The organism is Clostridium sp. 'White wine YQ' (assembly GCF_028728205.1).
GTDB lineage: Bacteria > Bacillota > Clostridia > Clostridiales > Clostridiaceae > Clostridium_T.
The window spans coordinates 595,142-612,463 of the sequence record NZ_JAQYUU010000001.1 but is presented as its reverse complement, the minus strand read 5'-3'; the positions used below and the strand labels follow the sequence as shown (position 1 = coordinate 612,463).

The 17,322-nt window shown below is 30.1% G+C and carries 18 protein-coding genes; 4 read left to right on the top strand and 14 right to left on the bottom strand.

Annotated elements, in window-relative coordinates; all coding sequences use genetic code 11:
- Positions 1-4 precede the first annotated feature (4 nt).
- Positions 5-1,669, top strand: coding sequence for a GxGYxYP domain-containing protein (locus tag PTZ02_RS02915; RefSeq protein WP_274226322.1), 1,665 nt, complete (start codon positions 5-7; stop codon positions 1,667-1,669).
- Here PTZ02_RS02915 and PTZ02_RS02910 read toward each other — a convergent pair.
- From PTZ02_RS02910 to PTZ02_RS02895, 4 genes are all read right to left on the bottom strand, one after another.
- Positions 1,612-2,442, bottom strand: coding sequence for a carbohydrate ABC transporter permease (locus PTZ02_RS02910; RefSeq protein WP_274226321.1), 831 nt, complete (start codon positions 2,440-2,442; stop codon positions 1,612-1,614). The genes PTZ02_RS02915 and PTZ02_RS02910 overlap by 58 nt on opposite strands.
- Positions 2,442-3,305 (bottom strand): carbohydrate ABC transporter permease, encoded by an 864-nt coding sequence (locus PTZ02_RS02905; RefSeq protein ID WP_274226320.1) that lies wholly within the window; start codon positions 3,303-3,305, stop codon positions 2,442-2,444. Before PTZ02_RS02905 ends, PTZ02_RS02910 begins: the two co-directional genes overlap by 1 nt.
- An 88-nt stretch (positions 3,306-3,393) precedes the next feature.
- Positions 3,394-4,698, bottom strand: coding sequence for an ABC transporter substrate-binding protein (locus PTZ02_RS02900; protein WP_274226319.1), 1,305 nt, complete (start codon positions 4,696-4,698; stop codon positions 3,394-3,396).
- 308 nt (positions 4,699-5,006) lie between these two features.
- On the bottom strand, positions 5,007-5,234 hold the full coding sequence (locus PTZ02_RS02895) for a TIGR04540 family protein (RefSeq protein ID WP_274226318.1): 228 nt from the start codon (positions 5,232-5,234) through the stop codon (positions 5,007-5,009).
- A gap of 196 nt (positions 5,235-5,430) precedes the next feature.
- Between PTZ02_RS02895 and PTZ02_RS02890 the strand changes: the two genes are divergently transcribed.
- On the top strand, positions 5,431-7,476 hold the full coding sequence (locus tag PTZ02_RS02890; protein ID WP_274226317.1) for a penicillin-binding transpeptidase domain-containing protein: 2,046 nt from the start codon (positions 5,431-5,433) through the stop codon (positions 7,474-7,476).
- Positions 7,477-7,505: 29 nt separating this feature from the next.
- Here PTZ02_RS02890 and PTZ02_RS02885 read toward each other — a convergent pair whose 3' ends face one another.
- From PTZ02_RS02885 to PTZ02_RS02865, 5 genes are all read right to left on the bottom strand, one after another.
- On the bottom strand, positions 7,506-8,132 hold the full coding sequence (locus PTZ02_RS02885) for a DUF488 domain-containing protein (protein WP_274226316.1): 627 nt from the start codon (positions 8,130-8,132) through the stop codon (positions 7,506-7,508).
- A gap of 102 nt (positions 8,133-8,234) precedes the next feature.
- Positions 8,235-8,363, bottom strand: coding sequence for a hypothetical protein (locus PTZ02_RS02880; RefSeq protein WP_274226315.1), 129 nt, complete (start codon positions 8,361-8,363; stop codon positions 8,235-8,237).
- A gap of 104 nt (positions 8,364-8,467) precedes the next feature.
- Positions 8,468-8,650 (bottom strand): hypothetical protein, encoded by a 183-nt coding sequence (locus PTZ02_RS02875; protein WP_274226314.1) that lies wholly within the window; start codon positions 8,648-8,650, stop codon positions 8,468-8,470.
- A gap of 51 nt (positions 8,651-8,701) precedes the next feature.
- On the bottom strand, positions 8,702-9,853 hold the full coding sequence (nagZ, locus tag PTZ02_RS02870) for a beta-N-acetylhexosaminidase (protein WP_274226313.1): 1,152 nt from the start codon (positions 9,851-9,853) through the stop codon (positions 8,702-8,704).
- 172 nt (positions 9,854-10,025) lie between these two features.
- Positions 10,026-11,804: an aminopeptidase P family protein gene (locus PTZ02_RS02865; protein WP_274226312.1), complete on the bottom strand. Its 1,779-nt coding sequence runs from the start codon at positions 11,802-11,804 to the stop codon at positions 10,026-10,028.
- Positions 11,805-11,879: 75 nt separating this feature from the next.
- Here PTZ02_RS02865 and PTZ02_RS02860 point away from each other — a divergent pair, with 75 nt between their 5' ends.
- Positions 11,880-12,167: a DUF2085 domain-containing protein gene (locus PTZ02_RS02860; protein WP_274226311.1), complete on the top strand. Its 288-nt coding sequence runs from the start codon at positions 11,880-11,882 to the stop codon at positions 12,165-12,167.
- Between the two features lie 79 nt (positions 12,168-12,246).
- Here PTZ02_RS02860 and PTZ02_RS02855 read toward each other — a convergent pair whose 3' ends face one another.
- Positions 12,247-13,500 carry an NAD(P)-dependent oxidoreductase gene (locus PTZ02_RS02855; RefSeq protein ID WP_274226310.1) on the bottom strand — a complete coding sequence of 418 codons (1,254 nt, stop codon included), beginning with the start codon at positions 13,498-13,500 and terminating at the stop codon, positions 12,247-12,249.
- Between the two features lie 40 nt (positions 13,501-13,540).
- Entirely contained in the window at positions 13,541-13,894 is a 354-nt protein-coding gene (locus PTZ02_RS02850) for a winged helix-turn-helix transcriptional regulator (protein WP_274226309.1), read from the bottom strand.
- A 146-nt stretch (positions 13,895-14,040) separates the two neighbouring features.
- Here PTZ02_RS02850 and PTZ02_RS02845 point away from each other — a divergent pair, with 146 nt between their 5' ends.
- A complete protein-coding gene (locus tag PTZ02_RS02845; protein WP_274226308.1) occupies positions 14,041-14,709 on the top strand; it encodes an NAD(P)H-dependent oxidoreductase in 669 nt (222 codons plus the stop codon).
- A 45-nt stretch (positions 14,710-14,754) separates the two neighbouring features.
- Here the strand turns inward: PTZ02_RS02845 and PTZ02_RS02840 are convergent, their stop codons facing one another.
- From PTZ02_RS02840 to PTZ02_RS02830, 3 genes are read right to left on the bottom strand one after another with little or no spacing between them, the layout of a single operon-like run.
- Positions 14,755-15,576, bottom strand: a complete 822-nt coding sequence (locus PTZ02_RS02840) for a nitroreductase family protein (RefSeq protein ID WP_274226307.1) — start codon at positions 15,574-15,576, stop codon at positions 14,755-14,757.
- A 57-nt stretch (positions 15,577-15,633) separates the two neighbouring features.
- Positions 15,634-16,500 carry a GNAT family N-acetyltransferase gene (locus PTZ02_RS02835; RefSeq protein ID WP_274226306.1) on the bottom strand — a complete coding sequence of 289 codons (867 nt, stop codon included), beginning with the start codon at positions 16,498-16,500 and terminating at the stop codon, positions 15,634-15,636.
- A gap of 15 nt (positions 16,501-16,515) precedes the next feature.
- A complete protein-coding gene (locus PTZ02_RS02830; protein ID WP_274226305.1) occupies positions 16,516-17,286 on the bottom strand; it encodes a DUF2087 domain-containing protein in 771 nt (256 codons plus the stop codon).
- Between the last annotated feature and the right edge of the window lie 36 nt (positions 17,287-17,322).

The window sequence follows — 17,322 nt, the reverse complement described above, 5'->3', positions numbered from 1 at the left end:
TATTATGAAAAGTAAAAGAACATTAATAGTATTAGTTATATTAATTTTAATGAATTCAACTTCGGTTTTAGCTTATTCAAATAATCCAAAATATTATATGAAAAATCCTAAAAAACCAAAATATCTTTATGTATTATCTCAAAATGATATGACAGAAGCTGAGCAAGTTATGATTTCAACTTTGCAAGGATTAATTTCAACTCGTTCTGCAAGTCAAATATATACAATTAACTCCAATCAACCAGACTATAAAATATGGTTAGATGACTTGAAAAACTATTATAAAATTGATTACGAACTAGTTGCTAACCCCTGGAGTATGTTGGATGTCTTTAAAGACTATATCAAAGGATATGTTCTATATACTAAGGCAACTCCATCTGACCCTTCAATTAATAACGCTTGCACTTTGGCTTCTTTAAAATCCTCTTTAGCCATAGATGAATCTATAGAGGATAAAGTTAAAGACATGGGAATAACAACAGTTGCTGGTGATTGTAGAAATACAGATAAGTTTTGGGCATATGATAACCTATGGAATAAGCTAAGAAACCATTCCTTGGTTATAGAATTATCACCTGCACATTCTAGTGCTCTAAGAGATTATGCAATTATGACAAAATCTTTAGTCTTCTATGAAGATGATGTTAATGATTTTAAACTTAGAGAAAAAGTTTTTGGTTCCATGAATTCTAATTCTGTATGTCTTGGGTGGGGACCAGATGAGTTTAAAAACGTAAATATCGCTTCAAAATATGGGGTTGGAATGGTTGCTGCGGATTGGTCCTATAATTTGTCTGTACTTAGTTCATTTCCATCTAATCCATTAAATCAGAAAAATCAAGCAATTCCTACTGATGCGAATGCTCATTATGTGACTTTTATAATGTCTGATGGAGATAATCAACAATGGAATTTAGGAAGCAATTTTAATTCAGACAAATGGTATGGATCAAAGTTTAGAGGGGATTTTAATATGGGCTGGAGTATGACTCCTTCTTTATATTACCTCGCCCCTACAGTTCTAAATAAATATTATAGTTCATCAACTAGTTTAGACAATTTCATCGTCTCTCCTTCTGGGAATTCATACATTTATCCAAGTAAATTTCCTACTAAAGCATTGGATAAATATTTAGAGGATTTAAATTTCTATATGGGAAAAGTTGATGAAAAGTATTTAGCTGTAATTGACGATTGCTCCTTCTACAATACTAACTTATGGGATAAATTCACCGTAGAACCTAATATTGAAGGGGTCTTTTATTTAAATTACTCTAAACATGATGATTATAAAGGGAAAATTCTATGGTCAAATGATAAACCTATAGTATCCTGTAGAAATTTACTATGGGGAGATCTTGAAGATGAGGATGAATTAGTTAACTCTATTAAAAACTCCGTAAAAAATGGTGAAATAGATATAAAAAATGAAAGTGCCTACTCATTTGTATATGTTCACGCCTGGAGTAAAGATATGAATGATATAAGTAGTGTTGTTAACAGTCTTAATAATATTCCTAATGTACGTATTGTAACCCCTGACTTATTTATGAAATTAATTAAACAAAATATATTGCAAAGTAAAAAGAACAGTAATAACTGTTCTTTTTACTTTATACTTCCTGCTGTTATAGATTTTATAATATGTTTTTGCGCAAGGAAGTAGAAAATTATTACTGGTATAATGACTAGAATAAGCCCAGCTAATGCTAAATTCCACTGTTTTGTATATTCTCCAAAGAAAAAGAATGTTTTAAGTGGTATGGTAAGAGTGTTTGGCTTATTTATAACTAGTGAAGGAAGTAAGTAATCATTCCATATCCATACAGTATTTAAAATTGCAACAGTTATTGTCATTGGCTTTAATAATGGAAAAATTATATACCAAAAAGTCTTAAATTTATTACATCCATCAATTGTAGCCGCCTCATCTAATTCTTTAGGAATACTTTTTAGGAATCCATGATACAAGAATATTGATAATGATGAGCCAAAGCCAACATACATGAATATTATTCCACCAACATTGAGGAAATGTATCTTTCCCATAACCCTTATTAGTGGAAGCATTACCGCTTGAAAAGGAATTATCATAGATGCAATAAATAATGTAAAAATAAATCCGCTTAACTTACTTTTTGTTCTTTCGAGCATCCATGCAGCCATTGATGAAAATAATACAATTAAAACAACACTTACAATTGTTATAAATAGTGAATGAGCTAAAGATGATAAAAAGTCTAATCTATGAAATGCTTCTTTAAAATTATCAAATGTTACTTCATGTGGAATGGATAATGTATTCTCAAACAATTGCTTTTTTGATTTAAAGGCATTGATAATTATAATATAAAATGGTGATAAAAATAGCACTCCTATTAAGCAACTAAATATTGTTATAAGAATATAGGAAATACGTAGCTTCTTCTTTACTTTCATTACATCTCCACCTCACTTCTCTTTGAAAAGTATAATTGAATTAATGATACTCCTCCAACTATAACAAAGAATATAACTGCTTTTGCTTGAGCGATTCCCATTAAGTTAAATTGAAAAGCAGTATTAAATATGTTCATAGCTAACATTTCAGTTGCTTTAGCAGGTCCCCCTGCTGTTAAAGATAGGTTTTGGTCATAAAGCTTAAATGAATTTGCTAATGTTAAAAAAACACTTACAGTAAAAGCTGGTCTTACTAATGGAATAATTATATTTTTTACCTTTTGCCATAAATTAGCTCCATCAATTTCTGCTGCTTCTAATAATTCAGCTGGTATATTTTGAAGTGAAGCTATATAAATAACCATTAAGTATCCAGCCATTTGCCATGCCATTAATATAACTAGCCCATACAAACCAGTCTTTCCATCAGATAGCCAACCTAGGAGCCACTGTTGTCCGAAAACTTTTCCAATACCTGAAAAAACTTGGGTAAAAATAAATTGCCATATAAATCCTAAAATTAATCCACCAATTAAATTTGGCATAAAAAATACTGTTCTAAGTATATTACATATTTTAGATTCTCTTGTCACTAATAATGCAAGTCCAAATCCTAGTGCATTTAATACTATAATTGATAAAACAGTGAATTTAAAAGTAAACCAAAAGGATTGCTTAAATGTTGGATCTTTAAATACATCTACATAATTTTGTATTCCAATTAACTTTACATCTGAATTTATTCCATTCCAATCTGTAAAGGAATAATATATCCCAATAACTAACGGAATTAATTGAACTACTATATACGCCAAAAGAATTGGTCCAACAAAACCCCAAAATGAAAAATTCCGTTTTCTCATTTTATCACCCCTTTTTAGAACTATTTATTTAAATAATCCTGGATATCCTTATAGGAAGTCCAGGATTATTAATTTTTAATGTATTTCTCTATTTTCTGGCATTTTGCCATTCAGTTTTAGCATTGTTCACCAATGTATCCCAGTTAATTTCTCCTGAAATATATTTTTGAATGTCAGCTCCTAACTTATTTTGTCCCCATCCTGTTGGATATCCCATAAATACCCAAGGCATAGTCTTTCCATCTTTTGAATAGCTAATTATGTCTTTTGCTAATGGATCTGCTGGCTGTAAATTATCTGAATCATATCCCTTAAGTGCAGGTATGAATTTAAAATCATGTACTATCATGTCTTTACCCTTATCAGAGGTATATAGCCAATTTAAGAAATCTTTAGCTGCTTTTTTAGTTGCATCATCCTTACTACTATTTACTGACCAGTACATTGGTACACCAACAGGAATTGCTCCTTCTTTAACACCATCTATAGGCATAGGTAATATTCCTACATTTTGTGCTAAATCCTTATCAACACCGTCAATACTTCCATAAACCCAGTTTCCTTGTTGAATAATTGCAACTTTTCCTAATGAGAATTTTTGTTCAACTTGAGTTGAATAATCTACACTATTAATAGATTTATTTGTTCCATCAGGTTTAAATGCATACTTAATTTGTAAATCTAATAATTTTTTCATTCCATCGTTGTATTTAAAATCTATAGTTTTAGAATTAAATGCTGCTACTCCATCCTTAAATTCATTTGAAAATGCAACATTTGATAAATGTAATCCTGTTACCCAAGTTTCTTTTCCTGGTAGAGCAAATACAGATTCTAATCCTAAGTCTCCTTTTTTAGAATCTAAAGTTTGAACTGCCTTTTCTAAATCTGCATAAGTTTTTATTGATGCTGGATCTATTCCTGCCTTCTTAAATACATTTTTGTTATATATAAGTCCGTATCCTTCTAAGTCAAAAGGCATTCCTAGAATCTTACCATCCATTGTAACTGCACCTAATGTTCCATCATAAGCTTGTGAAACCCAAGGTTCTTTAGATAAATCTTCTAGCTTGTCTTTCCAGTCAAGAGCATCCTGAGGCCCTCCAATATTATAAATTGCTGGCTCTTCACCAGATGCGAATTTTGATTTCAACGCTGCACCATAATCTTGTCCACCACCAACGGTTTGAACGTTAATGGTAACGTTTTTATTTTCATCCATATAAGTTTTGGCTGCTTTTTCAAGGGCATCTTTTGCTTCAACCTTAAATTGAAATATGTCTAAAGTGACCTTTTTATCATTAGTAGTTTGAGAACTACCGCAACCAACAAGTATTCCCATAGAAACAGTAAGAGTACACGCCATAGCTAAAAGCTTTTTTATTTTTTTCATGATATCCCCCATTTACTAATTATTAGTTGATGCAAACGCTTGCACAACTTTAATTTAATTATATCCCCCTTGCCAATGTTTGTCAATTAAGATTAAGGTTATTTTTAGAATTTTTCTATCTATGCTAATTAAAATCCTCATATAATAATTATATTAATAAGTTTTTATTATATTCTTTCTTTATATTTTCATTCTTAATGAGCAAGATTTACGCAAGCGATTGCATTTATATAAATGTAATACTTTAATAAAATATAAAACGCTATATATCAGCGTATTTACTAATATATAGCGTCATCATTTCATTATTACTTATTATATATTTTATTCACTATTTCTGTTCTGGATTCACCTAGAACATTTGAAATCTGTAATGCGATTATTCCATTTTTATATACTCTTTCTCCATTTGCATTAATTACTTTAGTTAACTTTTGTTCTAGCTGATCATAAGTTACTAAATCCTCCAAATATGCATCTACAGAATCCTTTATAACTGTTGCTAATTCTTTTGGGTTCTTATAAACTGCTCTCATTATGTACTCCTTTTAACAATATCTTTTTATTATATTTTTAACATATTTATAATATTATAATATGCTTTTCGTTATCTTTCTATATTCATTTACAAAATTCTTTAAAAATATTTATATATAAAAGCTACTTTTTTACCCGTTACCTTTTATTTCTATTTGTGTTAATATTATTATATTGAATATAGGAGGTAACTTTATGAAAGTATTAAAGAAATGTTTCATTTATTGTTTCTTAGCAATAATACCAATTTTTATTATTGGTTGTTCAAAAACAGAAACACCTACTGATGCATTTAATAAGTTTAGTGATAATCTAAATAATAAAAATTATAAAGCATTATATGCCATGTTAGATGATTCTTCTAAAGAATATATAAATGAAAAAGATTTTATAGACAAGTATACCAGCATTTATAGTAGTTTAGACGCTTCAGATATAAAATTAGACGCTAAGGATTTATCTGAGTCTAATAAGAGTAAGTCATCTGAGTTAGACATTCCTTTTTCCCTTTCAATGAATAGTAGTTTCGGAAAGCTTGATATTTCTGATTATACTCTTAGTTTAATAAAAACTAAGGACAAAGAGAATCCATGGAAAATTAAGTGGAGTGAAAAATTACTATTCCCTCAGATGGAAAAAGGGGAAAAAATCAAAATACAAAGAATCCCTGCTAAAAGAGGCGAATTGACAGATAGAAACAATGTAAAGCTTGCATTCAATGGAAGTGTAGCTTCATTAGGAATACATCCTAGAAAATTTATCCCAAGTAAAGATTCTAGTGTACAAGCACTAGCTTCAATATTAGATTTAACCCCAGATTTTATATCAAGTAAACTAAAGGGTGCTGAAGATAAATTAGATGAATTTATACCATTAGTAAATGTATCTTTAAGCGATAAAGATAAGCTACAAAAGGCTATAGAAATTCCTGGAGTTAAATACATGGAGATTCCTTCAAGAGTATATACTGGAGGGGAAGCAATTGGCTCATTAGTTGGCTATGTTGCTCCTATTACTGCTGAAGAACTTGAGAAAAATCAGGGGAAAGGATATGGTAGTTCAAGTGTCATTGGAAAAGCTGGATTAGAGCAGGTTTTTGAACCTCGACTTAAAGGTGAAGATGGACTTAAGCTATATCTTACAAGAAAAGTTGATAATAAGGATACTGAGATTATCATAGTAAAAAAAGATTCAACCCCTGGCGAAAACATAAAGCTCTCCATCGACTTAGCATTGCAACAAAAAGTTTATAGTGAACTTAGTGGTCAAAAAGGGGCCTGCTCATCTATAAACCCTAAAACTGGGGAGGTTCTCTCATTAGTAAGTTCCCCTTCCTATGATCCAAATATATTTACAACTTATAAAACTGAAACAATAAAAAAGCAATGGGATACAGCTTGGAGTGATATATCAAATAATAGATTCAATAATACTTATGCACCTGGCTCAATCTTCAAATTTGTCACCGCTGCAATAGGTTTAGATACTGGTGTAATAAATCCAGAGGAGACTTTAGATATAAAGGGTACTGAATGGCAAAAAGATAGCTCCTGGGGAGGCAAAAAAATAACCACTACAGTTGGTTCCGATAAGCCAATCAACCTTAGAGATGCTCTTATCAGCTCCAACAATATATATTTTGCACAGCAGGCATTGAAAATTAAAGCTGACAAATTTATTGAAGGTGCTAAAGCATTTGGGATAGGAGAGGAAATTCCTTTTTCATATCCTATTTCAAAAAACCAAATTTCTAATGATAATACAATAAAAAGTGAAGAACTTTTAGCTGATACTGGTTATGGACAAGGAGAACTCTTAATATCTCCTCTTCAAGCTTCACTTATTTATAGTTCCGTAGTAAATGATGGTAACATTATGACTCCTATTCTAGAGTTAAGTGATAAAGCTCCTCAAAAGATTTGGAAAGAAAATGCTATCAAAAAAGAAAATATAAATATTTTAAAAGAAGACTTAATTGCAGTCGTAAATAGCCCTACTGCTACAGCAAATCTTGCAAAAATAGATGGAGCAAATATAGGAGGGAAAACTGGAACTGCTGAAATTAAAAAGACTCAAGATGATGCAAATGGAACAGAAAATTCTTGGTTTGTAGGAATGAATATGGACAACCCAAAACTTGTTGTGGCTATGATGATGGAAGATACAAAATCCATAGGTGGAACTAAATATCTTGTACCTAAAGTAAAAAATGTACTTAGTTACTCTATGGGATCAAAATAATAATCTTATACCACTTAATAAAAATAACCCTAAAAATTTTTAGGGTTATTTTTTTCAACTCTATTACCTATTTCTTTATTACTTTCCCTATAACATTTTTTTATAAGCTCTTCTCTATTAGGTTCTATTCCTAATAAAGTATCAATTGTAACTTGATTTCTTGTACTAAAATACTTTTCTAGCATTTTTTCTTCTAATTCTTCTTGAGTAGCTAATGAATAGTCATGTAATATGTGTTTTAGATTAAAACCGTTATTAATTAACGCTCTTCCAAGCAAAATTGATCTATGACAGTTAATAGGATCCTGCATAGCTCCCATAAGCACTATTCTATATCCTTTTTCACATCCAAGTTTTAACCTTTCAATTCCAGATAAGAAATCTTTATCTTCTACTACTTTCTCAAAATCTGCATATCCTTCCTTCGTATATAAATCTCTATTTTCCCGTTGAGCTGCAAATTCTTTCCCCATGTATATATACATAAAACCTCTATTTAATAAAGTATTCCTTATAGTTTCTTTATTAAATTGAACATTATATTTTGAGTAAGGAGTCCCCCTTATATCAACTACACAATTTATCTTATAATAATTTAACATATCAATTAGTCTCTCAACTGAATAATTTGAATGACCTATTGTATATATATCCATGAACTAGAACTCCTTTTTTATATCAATTATTATTTCGTTACATACTTCACTAACTATTTCACCATATTTATGTAAAAAGTATTAACTGAACTTTCTTATATCTTATTCTATCCCATATTGTCCATGCTTCTCTATCTTTTCTTTAGATTTTCTTGATACATGTAACTTTTTATTTGCATATATACCTGCATAAAACACCTCAGAGATATCTTGAACATCTTGTTGTTTCAATTCATCCCTAACCCATTTAACTTTTTTATTTTTATACTTTTAATACTAAGTAATGCTGTTATTACAGTTAAAATGGTTATAGCTATCAGTGCTATTAGTGATGTTTATGATATATATACTGAATCTACCATTGTGTTTGCTACTAAAGTTCCCATTGATATACCCACTACAAAATCAAAGAATGTCATTTGTGATATAAGTTTTCTACCCATAATTCTAGTTAAAAATAATGCTAAAACATACATACCAATTGATTTGATTAAAGTGATAATTGCAAGCTTTCCCATTAAATCAGCCTCCTGCTAATAATTCTGTTAAAATCTCTTGCTTTATACTATCTATAAACTTTTTTTTGCAGTTAAAATTCTTGTAACTGCATCATTTATTCTACTTTCGGAAATTTCACCAGCTTGAACTTTCTCCTTAATAAACCTAACTAATTCTTCATAATCCTTTTCATTTTCACCCGGAACCACTGCCACAGGCATTAAAATAATATCTGCACCTGCATTTATAGCTTGCACTACAGCTGATTTAATTTCATAGTTTTGTGTTATTGCCTTCATATCAAACGCATCTGTTATGACCACTCCTTTAAAGCCCATTTTTTCTTTCAATAGTGAAGTCATCATCTTTTTAGATAAGCTTGCAGGAGTTTTATCATCATCTAATGCAGGCACAATTATATGTCCCACCATAATCATATCAACATTATTTTCTATTGCTTTTTTAAAAGGGTATAATTCAACATTTTCAATTCTCTGTAAAGGTTGATTTACCTTCACTAACTCCTTATGGGAATCACCAGTTGTATCTCCATGCCCCGGAAAATGTTTTGCTGTTGCTAATATTCCATGAGAATGTAATCCTTCCATGAATTTAACACCAAATTCACCTACAATCTTTGGGTCATTACTAAATGCTCTGTCCCCAATTATTGGATTATTAGGATTGGTGTCCACATCCATTACTGGTGCAAAATCTAAATTTAGTCCTAAAGATTTTAAATCACCACCAATGATTCTAGCTGCTTTATATGCATTGTTTGGATCTTTAGTATTTCCTATTTCTCTTGCAGTCATCGTTTTGTTTTCAGTTGGTATTTTACTAATTCTCCCACCCTCTTGGTCTGTTGCAATAAAAAATTTATTTACTTTGCTTAAATTTTGAATATCTTTAGTTAGCTTTTCAGTCTGTAATTTATCTATCATATTAAACTTAAATAATATAACTCCTGCTAACTGATGTTTGCTTAAAAAACTTTTGGTTGCTTCATTCATCTCTGTAAACTTTACCCTGCCACCGTCTTTAACCACTTCATCAATTGAAAGCATAATCATCTGATCTATCTTTTCTTCTAGTGACATTTTGTTAAGTTTCATTTGAATATCATCTGAATAAGGACTTACCTTTTCCTTTTTAGTTATGTTACATGCAACTAAAAAAACTACAAGTATACATGATATTAATATTGATATATTTTTTTTCATATATTCACTCCCTAATTTACTATTTTTAATTAGGTTATGTAGTTTTATAGCATATATGCAATTGCTTCTTTTTATTTAAATTTTCATTCTTATATTCATGTCCACTATATAAAAAAGGTAAATTTTATTTCATAATAAAATTTACCTTTAACAGTAATATTAATATTTAAACCTATAAATCTCTGGTTTGTTCTTTCAACCATTCTCTTTCCTCTTGAGTTAATTTAGGAGCTAGCTTTAAATAAATATCCTTATGATAATTATTTAACCATTTAATTTCATTTTCTGTAAGCATCTCCTTATCTATTCCATCTAAATCTATAGGACAATAAGTAACTGATTCAAACCTCATAAATTGTCCAAATTCGGTTTTAGCATCTTCACATACTACCATCATATTTTCTGTTCTAATACCATGCTTTCCTTCTTTATATACTCCTGGTTCATTGGTGATTATCATACCCTTTTCTAACTTAATTCCATTAGGTACTTGGCTTATTCTTTGTGGTCCCTCGTGAACATTTAAAAAAAATCCAACACCATGTCCTGTTCCGCACTTATAATCTAACCCCTGCTCCCAGATAGGTTGTCTTGCTAAAATATCTAAGTTAGATCCAGTAGCTCCATATAAAAACTTTGCAGTGCTTAGTCCAATATGTCCCTTTAACACTAGTGTAAAATCCTTTTTTTCCTCTTCAGTAAGTTCACCCAATACTATAGTTCTAGTGGTATCAGTTGTACCATTAAAATATTGTCCACCTGAATCTACTAAAAAAAGTCCTTCATTCTTCAAGTTATATTGTATTTCAGTATTTGCTTTATAATGCATCATTGCTGCATGATCCTTGTATCCAGCTATAGTGTCAAAACTAGGTCCTACAAATAATTCTTGCTCACTTCTAAATTCCTGTAACTTTTTATCAGCACTCATCTCTGTAATTACTTCTGTACCTACATTTTCTTTTAGCCATTTTATGAACCTTACCATGGCTACTCCGTCATTTATTTCACATTCTCTTAAGCTTTCTATTTCTGTTTCATTTTTGATAGATTTAAGATTAGTAGTAATATTTATAGCATCAATTTTCTTAGCTTGTTCGTTTATTGAATAGTATAAGCTTGCATTTACTTTATCTCCATCTAGAATTATACTATCTTCTGCTTTTAATTTCTTTAAAGCCTTCTCTATTTCGTAATAGTCACATAACTCTATTCCATCAGATTCAAGTTCTAACTTAACTTCATTTGGTACCTTTTGTAAATTTATAAATAAATAGCATTCTTCCATTGATATTAAAATGTTTGAAAGAACTACTGGATTATTTGGCACATCATTTCCCCTGATATTTAAAAGCCATGCTATATCGTCTAATGAACTTAATAGGTGATAATTTGCTCCCATTGCTTTCATAGAGTTTCTTACTAGTGCTAATTTTGCGTTTCTGGATTTACCAGCATATTTTACATCATGGATAAATATCTTTTCCTTAGGGATTTCAGGTCTATCTTTCCATAATTCATCTATTAAGTCTAAATCAATTTTTAAGGATATTTTCTTATCATTAAATTCTTTTTCCATAGCTTTAACCATATTTATTGAAAAAACTCTACCATCAAATCCAATCATATCATTTTCTTTTAATGTCTCCTTGAGCCATTCTGTGTATGAAGGCACACCAGGATCTACCATCCTAAATAATCTTATGCCTGTGTCTTTCAATTCATTTTCAGCCTGAATATAATACCTGCCATCTGTCCATAGACCTGCATCCTCTAATGTAATCACTATTGTTCCTGCAGAACCAGTAAATCCAGATATCCACTGTCTACACTTAAAATACTCAGCTACATATTCGCTTTGGTGCGCATCATAACTTGGAACTATGTATGCTTGTACATTGTTCTCTTTCATTAATTCTCTTAGTCGTTTTATTTTGTCCCTTACATTCATAATTAAATGACCTACTTTCTTTTGCATTTTCTATAACCATTATATACCTAAAATCTTTCGATAAAAAATGTATTAATGAAATTCTTTGCTCCAACTTGCCATCAAAGATCTGATAGATGCTTTTTTCTAGGGAATTATCAATTTCCTTTATGTGCTAGATGCACAGGAATGACTTTAGGATATATTTTATCTATATTTACACTTATTAAAATTGGTAGTATTCCTATTAGTATAGTTCTTTTAGCAATAATGTTTTTAGATTGGTTAATTCAATTTTTAGGACTATTAAATTCAACAGATACTAGAAGACTGATAACTGGCATCCTAGGGGGATATGCCGTAGTAGGATCTTATTTAATCTAATTAGTTATTTCATGAAACTTTTATTTAAATAATAAGGATGTTTCAAATCAAAGTTGAAACATCCTTTTACTTTTATGTATTAATTATTTTTACAATACTCTTCAATGGTTTCTGCTACTATCTTAGCCTGTACAACAGCTTCAACTACAGTTTTAGCTCCCGTAACTACATCTCCTGAAGCAAAAGTACCCTTTTTAGTTGTATTTCCCCTATCATCAGTGATAAGAAGACCATGTCTATTGGTATCTAGTTGTTTTGTCGTAGACACTATATTTGTTCTAGGGCTTTGACTTACTGCAATAATTGTTGAGTCACATTCAAAGAATTCTTCTTTTCCTTCAATGATCTTAGTTTTTACTTTTCCTGTTTCTTCATCAATTACATTTTCAGTAGGTGCTAACTTAACGCCATGCTCTGTTATTTCAATTGGAGCTTTAAATATGTTAAACTCTATTCCATCTTCCTTTGCTTCATGTATCTCTTGATTTGTAGCTGGCATGTCTTCAAAGCCTTTTCTATAAAGTATAGTTACATTTTTAGCTCCATTTCTCTTTGCACTTCTTGCTGCATCCATCGCAACATTTCCTGCTCCTATTACAGCTACTCTATCTCCTAATCTATACACACTACTAGATTTTAAATAATCAATAGCGTAATGTACATTACCTAAAGTTTCTCCTTTAATATTCAAAGTTTTAGGATTCCATACTCCTGTTCCGATAAATACAGCTTTATAGCCATCTTCATGTAGTCTATCAATATTTATTACTGGTCCGATTGTTGTATTAGGTCTTATTCTCACACCAAGTTCTATAAGCTTTTCCTCATATAAATCAATTATTCTTTTTGGCAATCTATATTCTGGAATACCATATCTTAATACTCCTCCAATTTTATCATGAGCATCAAAAATTGTGATATTATAGCCTTTTTGTGCTAATATAAAGGCTATGGTTATTCCTGCTGGTCCACCACCTACTATAGCAATTCTATCTTTATCCTTTGGAATATTTTCAAATTTAATTTCCTCAAGATACTTGGTTGAAATTTCATCTTCTATGTCATGGAATCTAATTGGTTCCCCTTTAATTCCTCTTATACAATTTCCTTTACATTGATCTTCATGAATACAAACTAAGGAACATACAACTGAAAGAGGGTTATTGTTAAACAATATTTCTCCTGCTTCCTTTAGTTTCCCTTCTCTATAAAGTGAGATAATTTGTGGAATTGGTGTACTTATTGGACAATTCTCTTTACACTTTGGATTTTTACACATTATACATCTATTAGCTTCATCTAATAATAATCTTTCTATCTTATCATTCGCCATTTTATATCTCCTAATTTTTCTTTAGACTTTTAATCTATTATTACTTACTTTCATTTTGCTGAACTATTTTTCCCCAATCAAAAAGTGCAACTATTATTGGTTTTATTGACATACCAAATTCAGTTAATTCATATTCAACCTTAGGTGGAACTTCAGCATAAACAGTTCTCTTAACTATATTATCATTTTCAAGTTCTCTTAATTGAAGAGTTAACATCCTATGAGTTATTCTAGGCATTTCTCGTCTTAATTCATTAAATCTTTTTTTACCGTTAAGTAACCTGTAAATTATTATCCCTTTCCACTTACCACCAATGATATTAAGGCTTGTTTCTACAGGGCATTGAATCTCTGAACATTCACTATTTTCCTTATATTCAATATTATTATTCAAATTATCACCTCAGTATAAAAAGTATACTTAAGTACCTTTTTGTATATTATATATAAGAAATGTGCATTCTTCAAGATATTTAATTTTAATATTATAATTTATTTAAATATTAACTATAATATTAAATTTAAGGGGTGACAAGATATATGTCAATTGAAAAATCAAAAATATTAGATGCCTATAACTTTAGGCATGCATGTAAAGAATTTGATGAAAACAAAAAAATATCTGATGATGATTTTAACTTCATACTTGAAACTGCAAGGTTATCTCCTAGCTCTTTTGGATTCGAACCATGGAAGCTTTTAATCGTTCAAAATAAAGATTTAAGAGATAAACTTAAACCTATTACTTGGGGAGCGCAAAGACAACTACCAACTGCAAGCCACTTTGTTATAATTCTAGCAAGAAAAAAGGATGAAATGATATATAACTCTGAATATATACATAATTTCATGGAAGATATTCAAAAGCTTCCTAACGATATCCTTACCGGGAAAACAGCTACCTTTGAAAACTTCCAGAAAAATGATTTTAATCTTCTTGAAAATGATAGGTACATTTTCGACTGGGCTTCAAAGCAAACTTATATTTTACTTGGAAATATATTAACTTCAGCTGCTTTGATAGGCATTGATTCATGTCCAATTGAAGGTTATGATATTAAAAAGGTTGAAGACTTACTTGAAAAAGAAGGGGTACTGGATAAAACTAAATTTGGTGTCTCTGTCATGGCTGCTTTCGGTTATAGAAAGAATACTCCGCGTGAAAAGACAAGACAATCAATTGATAAAATAACTGAATGGATTAAATAAACATAACAAAAAGGAGCTGTTGCATTTTTGCAGCAGCTCTTAATTTTATTTCCATAATATATTAGCTTCTTTTCTAGGTACAGTCCTTGAATACTTAACATCAGGATACCCTATTACCATACAAGTTACTATTTGTTTACCTTCAGGTAATTCAAGAAAATCTGCTATTTTACTATTTGCTTGCGATGCTCTTACAAAGAAACCACTGAAGAATGTTCCTAGTCCTAAAGCATTTGTCATTAACTCCATATTTGATGAAGCAAGTGCACCATTTACTGGTGAATCAGCTACTACAATTATTACTGCAGGTGCATTAAAGAATAACCTTTCTTTTCCATCAGGGTTAGCTTTAAATTCTTTATACATATCAACCCACATCTCAGCATATCTCTTAAATACCATTGTTTCAGGAGTTAAATTTGAAAGCATCGCTTCTCCGATATTTTTTAAACTTTCTAAAGTCAATTCTTTTAATTCTTGTAGTTTGTCCCTTACAACTATATAAGATACTCCTTGAGTATTACTTCCAGTCTGAGTGAATCTTCCTGCTTCAATAATTTTTGAAAGCTTGTCTTCTTCTACTGCTTTATCTTTAAATTGTCTTACTGTTCTTCTAAATTTAATAAAATTCATTAAGGTTTCAGGCTCTATAGTAAACTCTTCTTTATTATAGTTCTTAACCTCTTCCATATTATATTCATCTGTTGACACTGCTTCCTTTGGGCAAACAGCAATACAATGTCCACATTTAAAACAGGCTATATTTTTTATTTTTGCCTTACCATCTACAAGCTCAATATCCCTTGCAAAACAATCTTTAACGCATAAGCCACAACCTATACATTTCTCAGTATTTACATTCATCATAATAAGTTACTCCTCTTCAATCTTAAAATATATTATTTATCTTAAGATTATAATACTTTACTTTAATTTAATCCAGCTACTAAATATTGAATCTACTTTAAAGCCTCTTTTTTTATACATGTTGTAAGCTACTAAGTTCCTTTCTATAACCAAAAGTCCTATCTTATTAACCTCTTTTTTATTTAAAAAATCAATTGCTGTTTCCAAAAGCATTCTACCATAGCCTCTTCCCCTATATTCTTTGCATAACCCTATGTCAAAAGTTCCTTCTCCATTTTTTATAGTACAATCCATAAATCCTATATTAATGTTATTATAGGCTACAAGAAAATAATAATTTTCTTCATTGGCCTTTTTTAAGCACTCCATAACTCCATTAATATCTACATAGGATCCATGGGGCATATCACTAAAGGAATCATTATATACCCCTTGATATTCATGTTTATTTTCTTGTGTTAATGGTATTAAATCAAAGCATTCCGCTTTCTTATCTCTATCCTCTAAATACATCCTTATAGCTCTATAGTCTTTATGGAATCCTAGTGTCTCTAATAGTTTAAGCCTTTCTTCACTTCTCTCACCTAAATATATTTCCTTAGCTTTATATTTATTTGCTATAATAACAGCTTCTTCTATTAAACTTTTTATGATCATCTCTTTGTTATTCGAGGTATCATCTATATCTAGGAAATGTATATAAGTAGTTCCTAGCTGATTTGCTACTTCTAGAACTATATTAACTTTTCCCAAGACTTTTCCACTTTCAAAGTAGAATAATGTCCCATTTCCATAGTCATACACTTTATTATTGAACATTTCATCAACTTCTTTTGATGTTTTTTTCTCTTCAATATTTCTATTTATAAAAGTATTGACTAAACTTTTTTCTCTATCGTCTAGTTTAATATAACTCTTAATCATATTGCTCCCCTATTTTTATTCCTTAACCCAGTATGAACTGCAATCATTTGATCTTTCAATAAATCCATATTCTACAAGTGCTCTCCTTAAAGTAGCATAATCCTCATTTATCCTTTTTATGATCCTATTTATCTCTTTTTCTGAATACTTCTTCCCTTTTGTAAAATTCCTTGCTATTTCTTTTAAAACTATTATTTTCTTTTTCTCTCTAGCAGGGAAATTTTTTAAGGCTCCATTATCATCGAAATAATTTTTAATTGTTTCTTTCTCTTCTTTATCAGTAATATTATATCTATCATCTATTGTAGTTGCAGTTTTATGTGCATCGCAAATGATATCATCTTCCAATTTATTAATCTTTTTACTTGTTGTCTTTGAAAGTAAATCCATCATTGCTAGGAATAATTTTGCTTGTTTTTCTTTTTCTCTTAATTTAAAGCGATGATTTCTTATAGTAGATTGTGCAACCCCAAGCTTTAATGCAATATCTTTATCTGATAAACCTTGAGCCATTAAGGTAAGCAGTTCTCTTTGAACTTCTGATACACCTGTATATGCAGAATTCATTCCTATTAGATACTTAAGCATGGATTCATGCTTTTCTTTAATATGAAGCTTAGTTGACATTCTTGCATCATAAAGCTCTGAATTTTTTTCATATATACGTCCTTTCTTAAATGACTCTTCGCAAATTATACACATATATTCATCTTCTGTTTCGATATAACCTTTTTTTACTTCCTCTATATTTGCACTCCAAAATAATTCATTTGATTTAGTATCCACAATTTTCATCCTCCTAGATTCTAAATATTTCCTTTA

Coding starts and splice junctions, on each gene's coding strand:
- PTZ02_RS02875 (WP_274226314.1), bottom strand. CDS start 8,650: ATGGGAAAGCTTGCAATTATCACTTTAATCAAATCAATTGGTATGTAT.
- PTZ02_RS02885 (WP_274226316.1), bottom strand. CDS start 8,132: ATGGATATATATACAATAGGTCATTCAAATTATTCAGTTGAGAGACTA.
- PTZ02_RS02865 (WP_274226312.1), bottom strand. CDS start 11,804: ATGAATGTAAGGGACAAAATAAAACGACTAAGAGAATTAATGAAAGAG.
- nagZ (WP_274226313.1), bottom strand. CDS start 9,853: ATGAAAAAAAATATATCAATATTAATATCATGTATACTTGTAGTTTTT.
- PTZ02_RS02900 (WP_274226319.1), bottom strand. CDS start 4,698: ATGAAAAAAATAAAAAAGCTTTTAGCTATGGCGTGTACTCTTACTGTT.
- PTZ02_RS02855 (WP_274226310.1), bottom strand. CDS start 13,500: ATGGCGAATGATAAGATAGAAAGATTATTATTAGATGAAGCTAATAGA.
- PTZ02_RS02895 (WP_274226318.1), bottom strand. CDS start 5,234: ATGAGAGCAGTTTATAAGAACCCAAAAGAATTAGCAACAGTTATAAAG.
- PTZ02_RS02910 (WP_274226321.1), bottom strand. CDS start 2,442: ATGAAAGTAAAGAAGAAGCTACGTATTTCCTATATTCTTATAACAATA.
- PTZ02_RS02905 (WP_274226320.1), bottom strand. CDS start 3,305: ATGAGAAAACGGAATTTTTCATTTTGGGGTTTTGTTGGACCAATTCTT.
- PTZ02_RS02840 (WP_274226307.1), bottom strand. CDS start 15,576: ATGATGAATGTAAATACTGAGAAATGTATAGGTTGTGGCTTATGCGTT.
- PTZ02_RS02860 (WP_274226311.1), top strand. CDS start 11,880: ATGAAATTCTTTGCTCCAACTTGCCATCAAAGATCTGATAGATGCTTT.
- PTZ02_RS02915 (WP_274226322.1), top strand. CDS start 5: ATGAAAAGTAAAAGAACATTAATAGTATTAGTTATATTAATTTTAATG.
- PTZ02_RS02890 (WP_274226317.1), top strand. CDS start 5,431: ATGAAAGTATTAAAGAAATGTTTCATTTATTGTTTCTTAGCAATAATA.
- PTZ02_RS02845 (WP_274226308.1), top strand. CDS start 14,041: ATGTCAATTGAAAAATCAAAAATATTAGATGCCTATAACTTTAGGCAT.
- PTZ02_RS02835 (WP_274226306.1), bottom strand. CDS start 16,500: ATGATTAAGAGTTATATTAAACTAGACGATAGAGAAAAAAGTTTAGTC.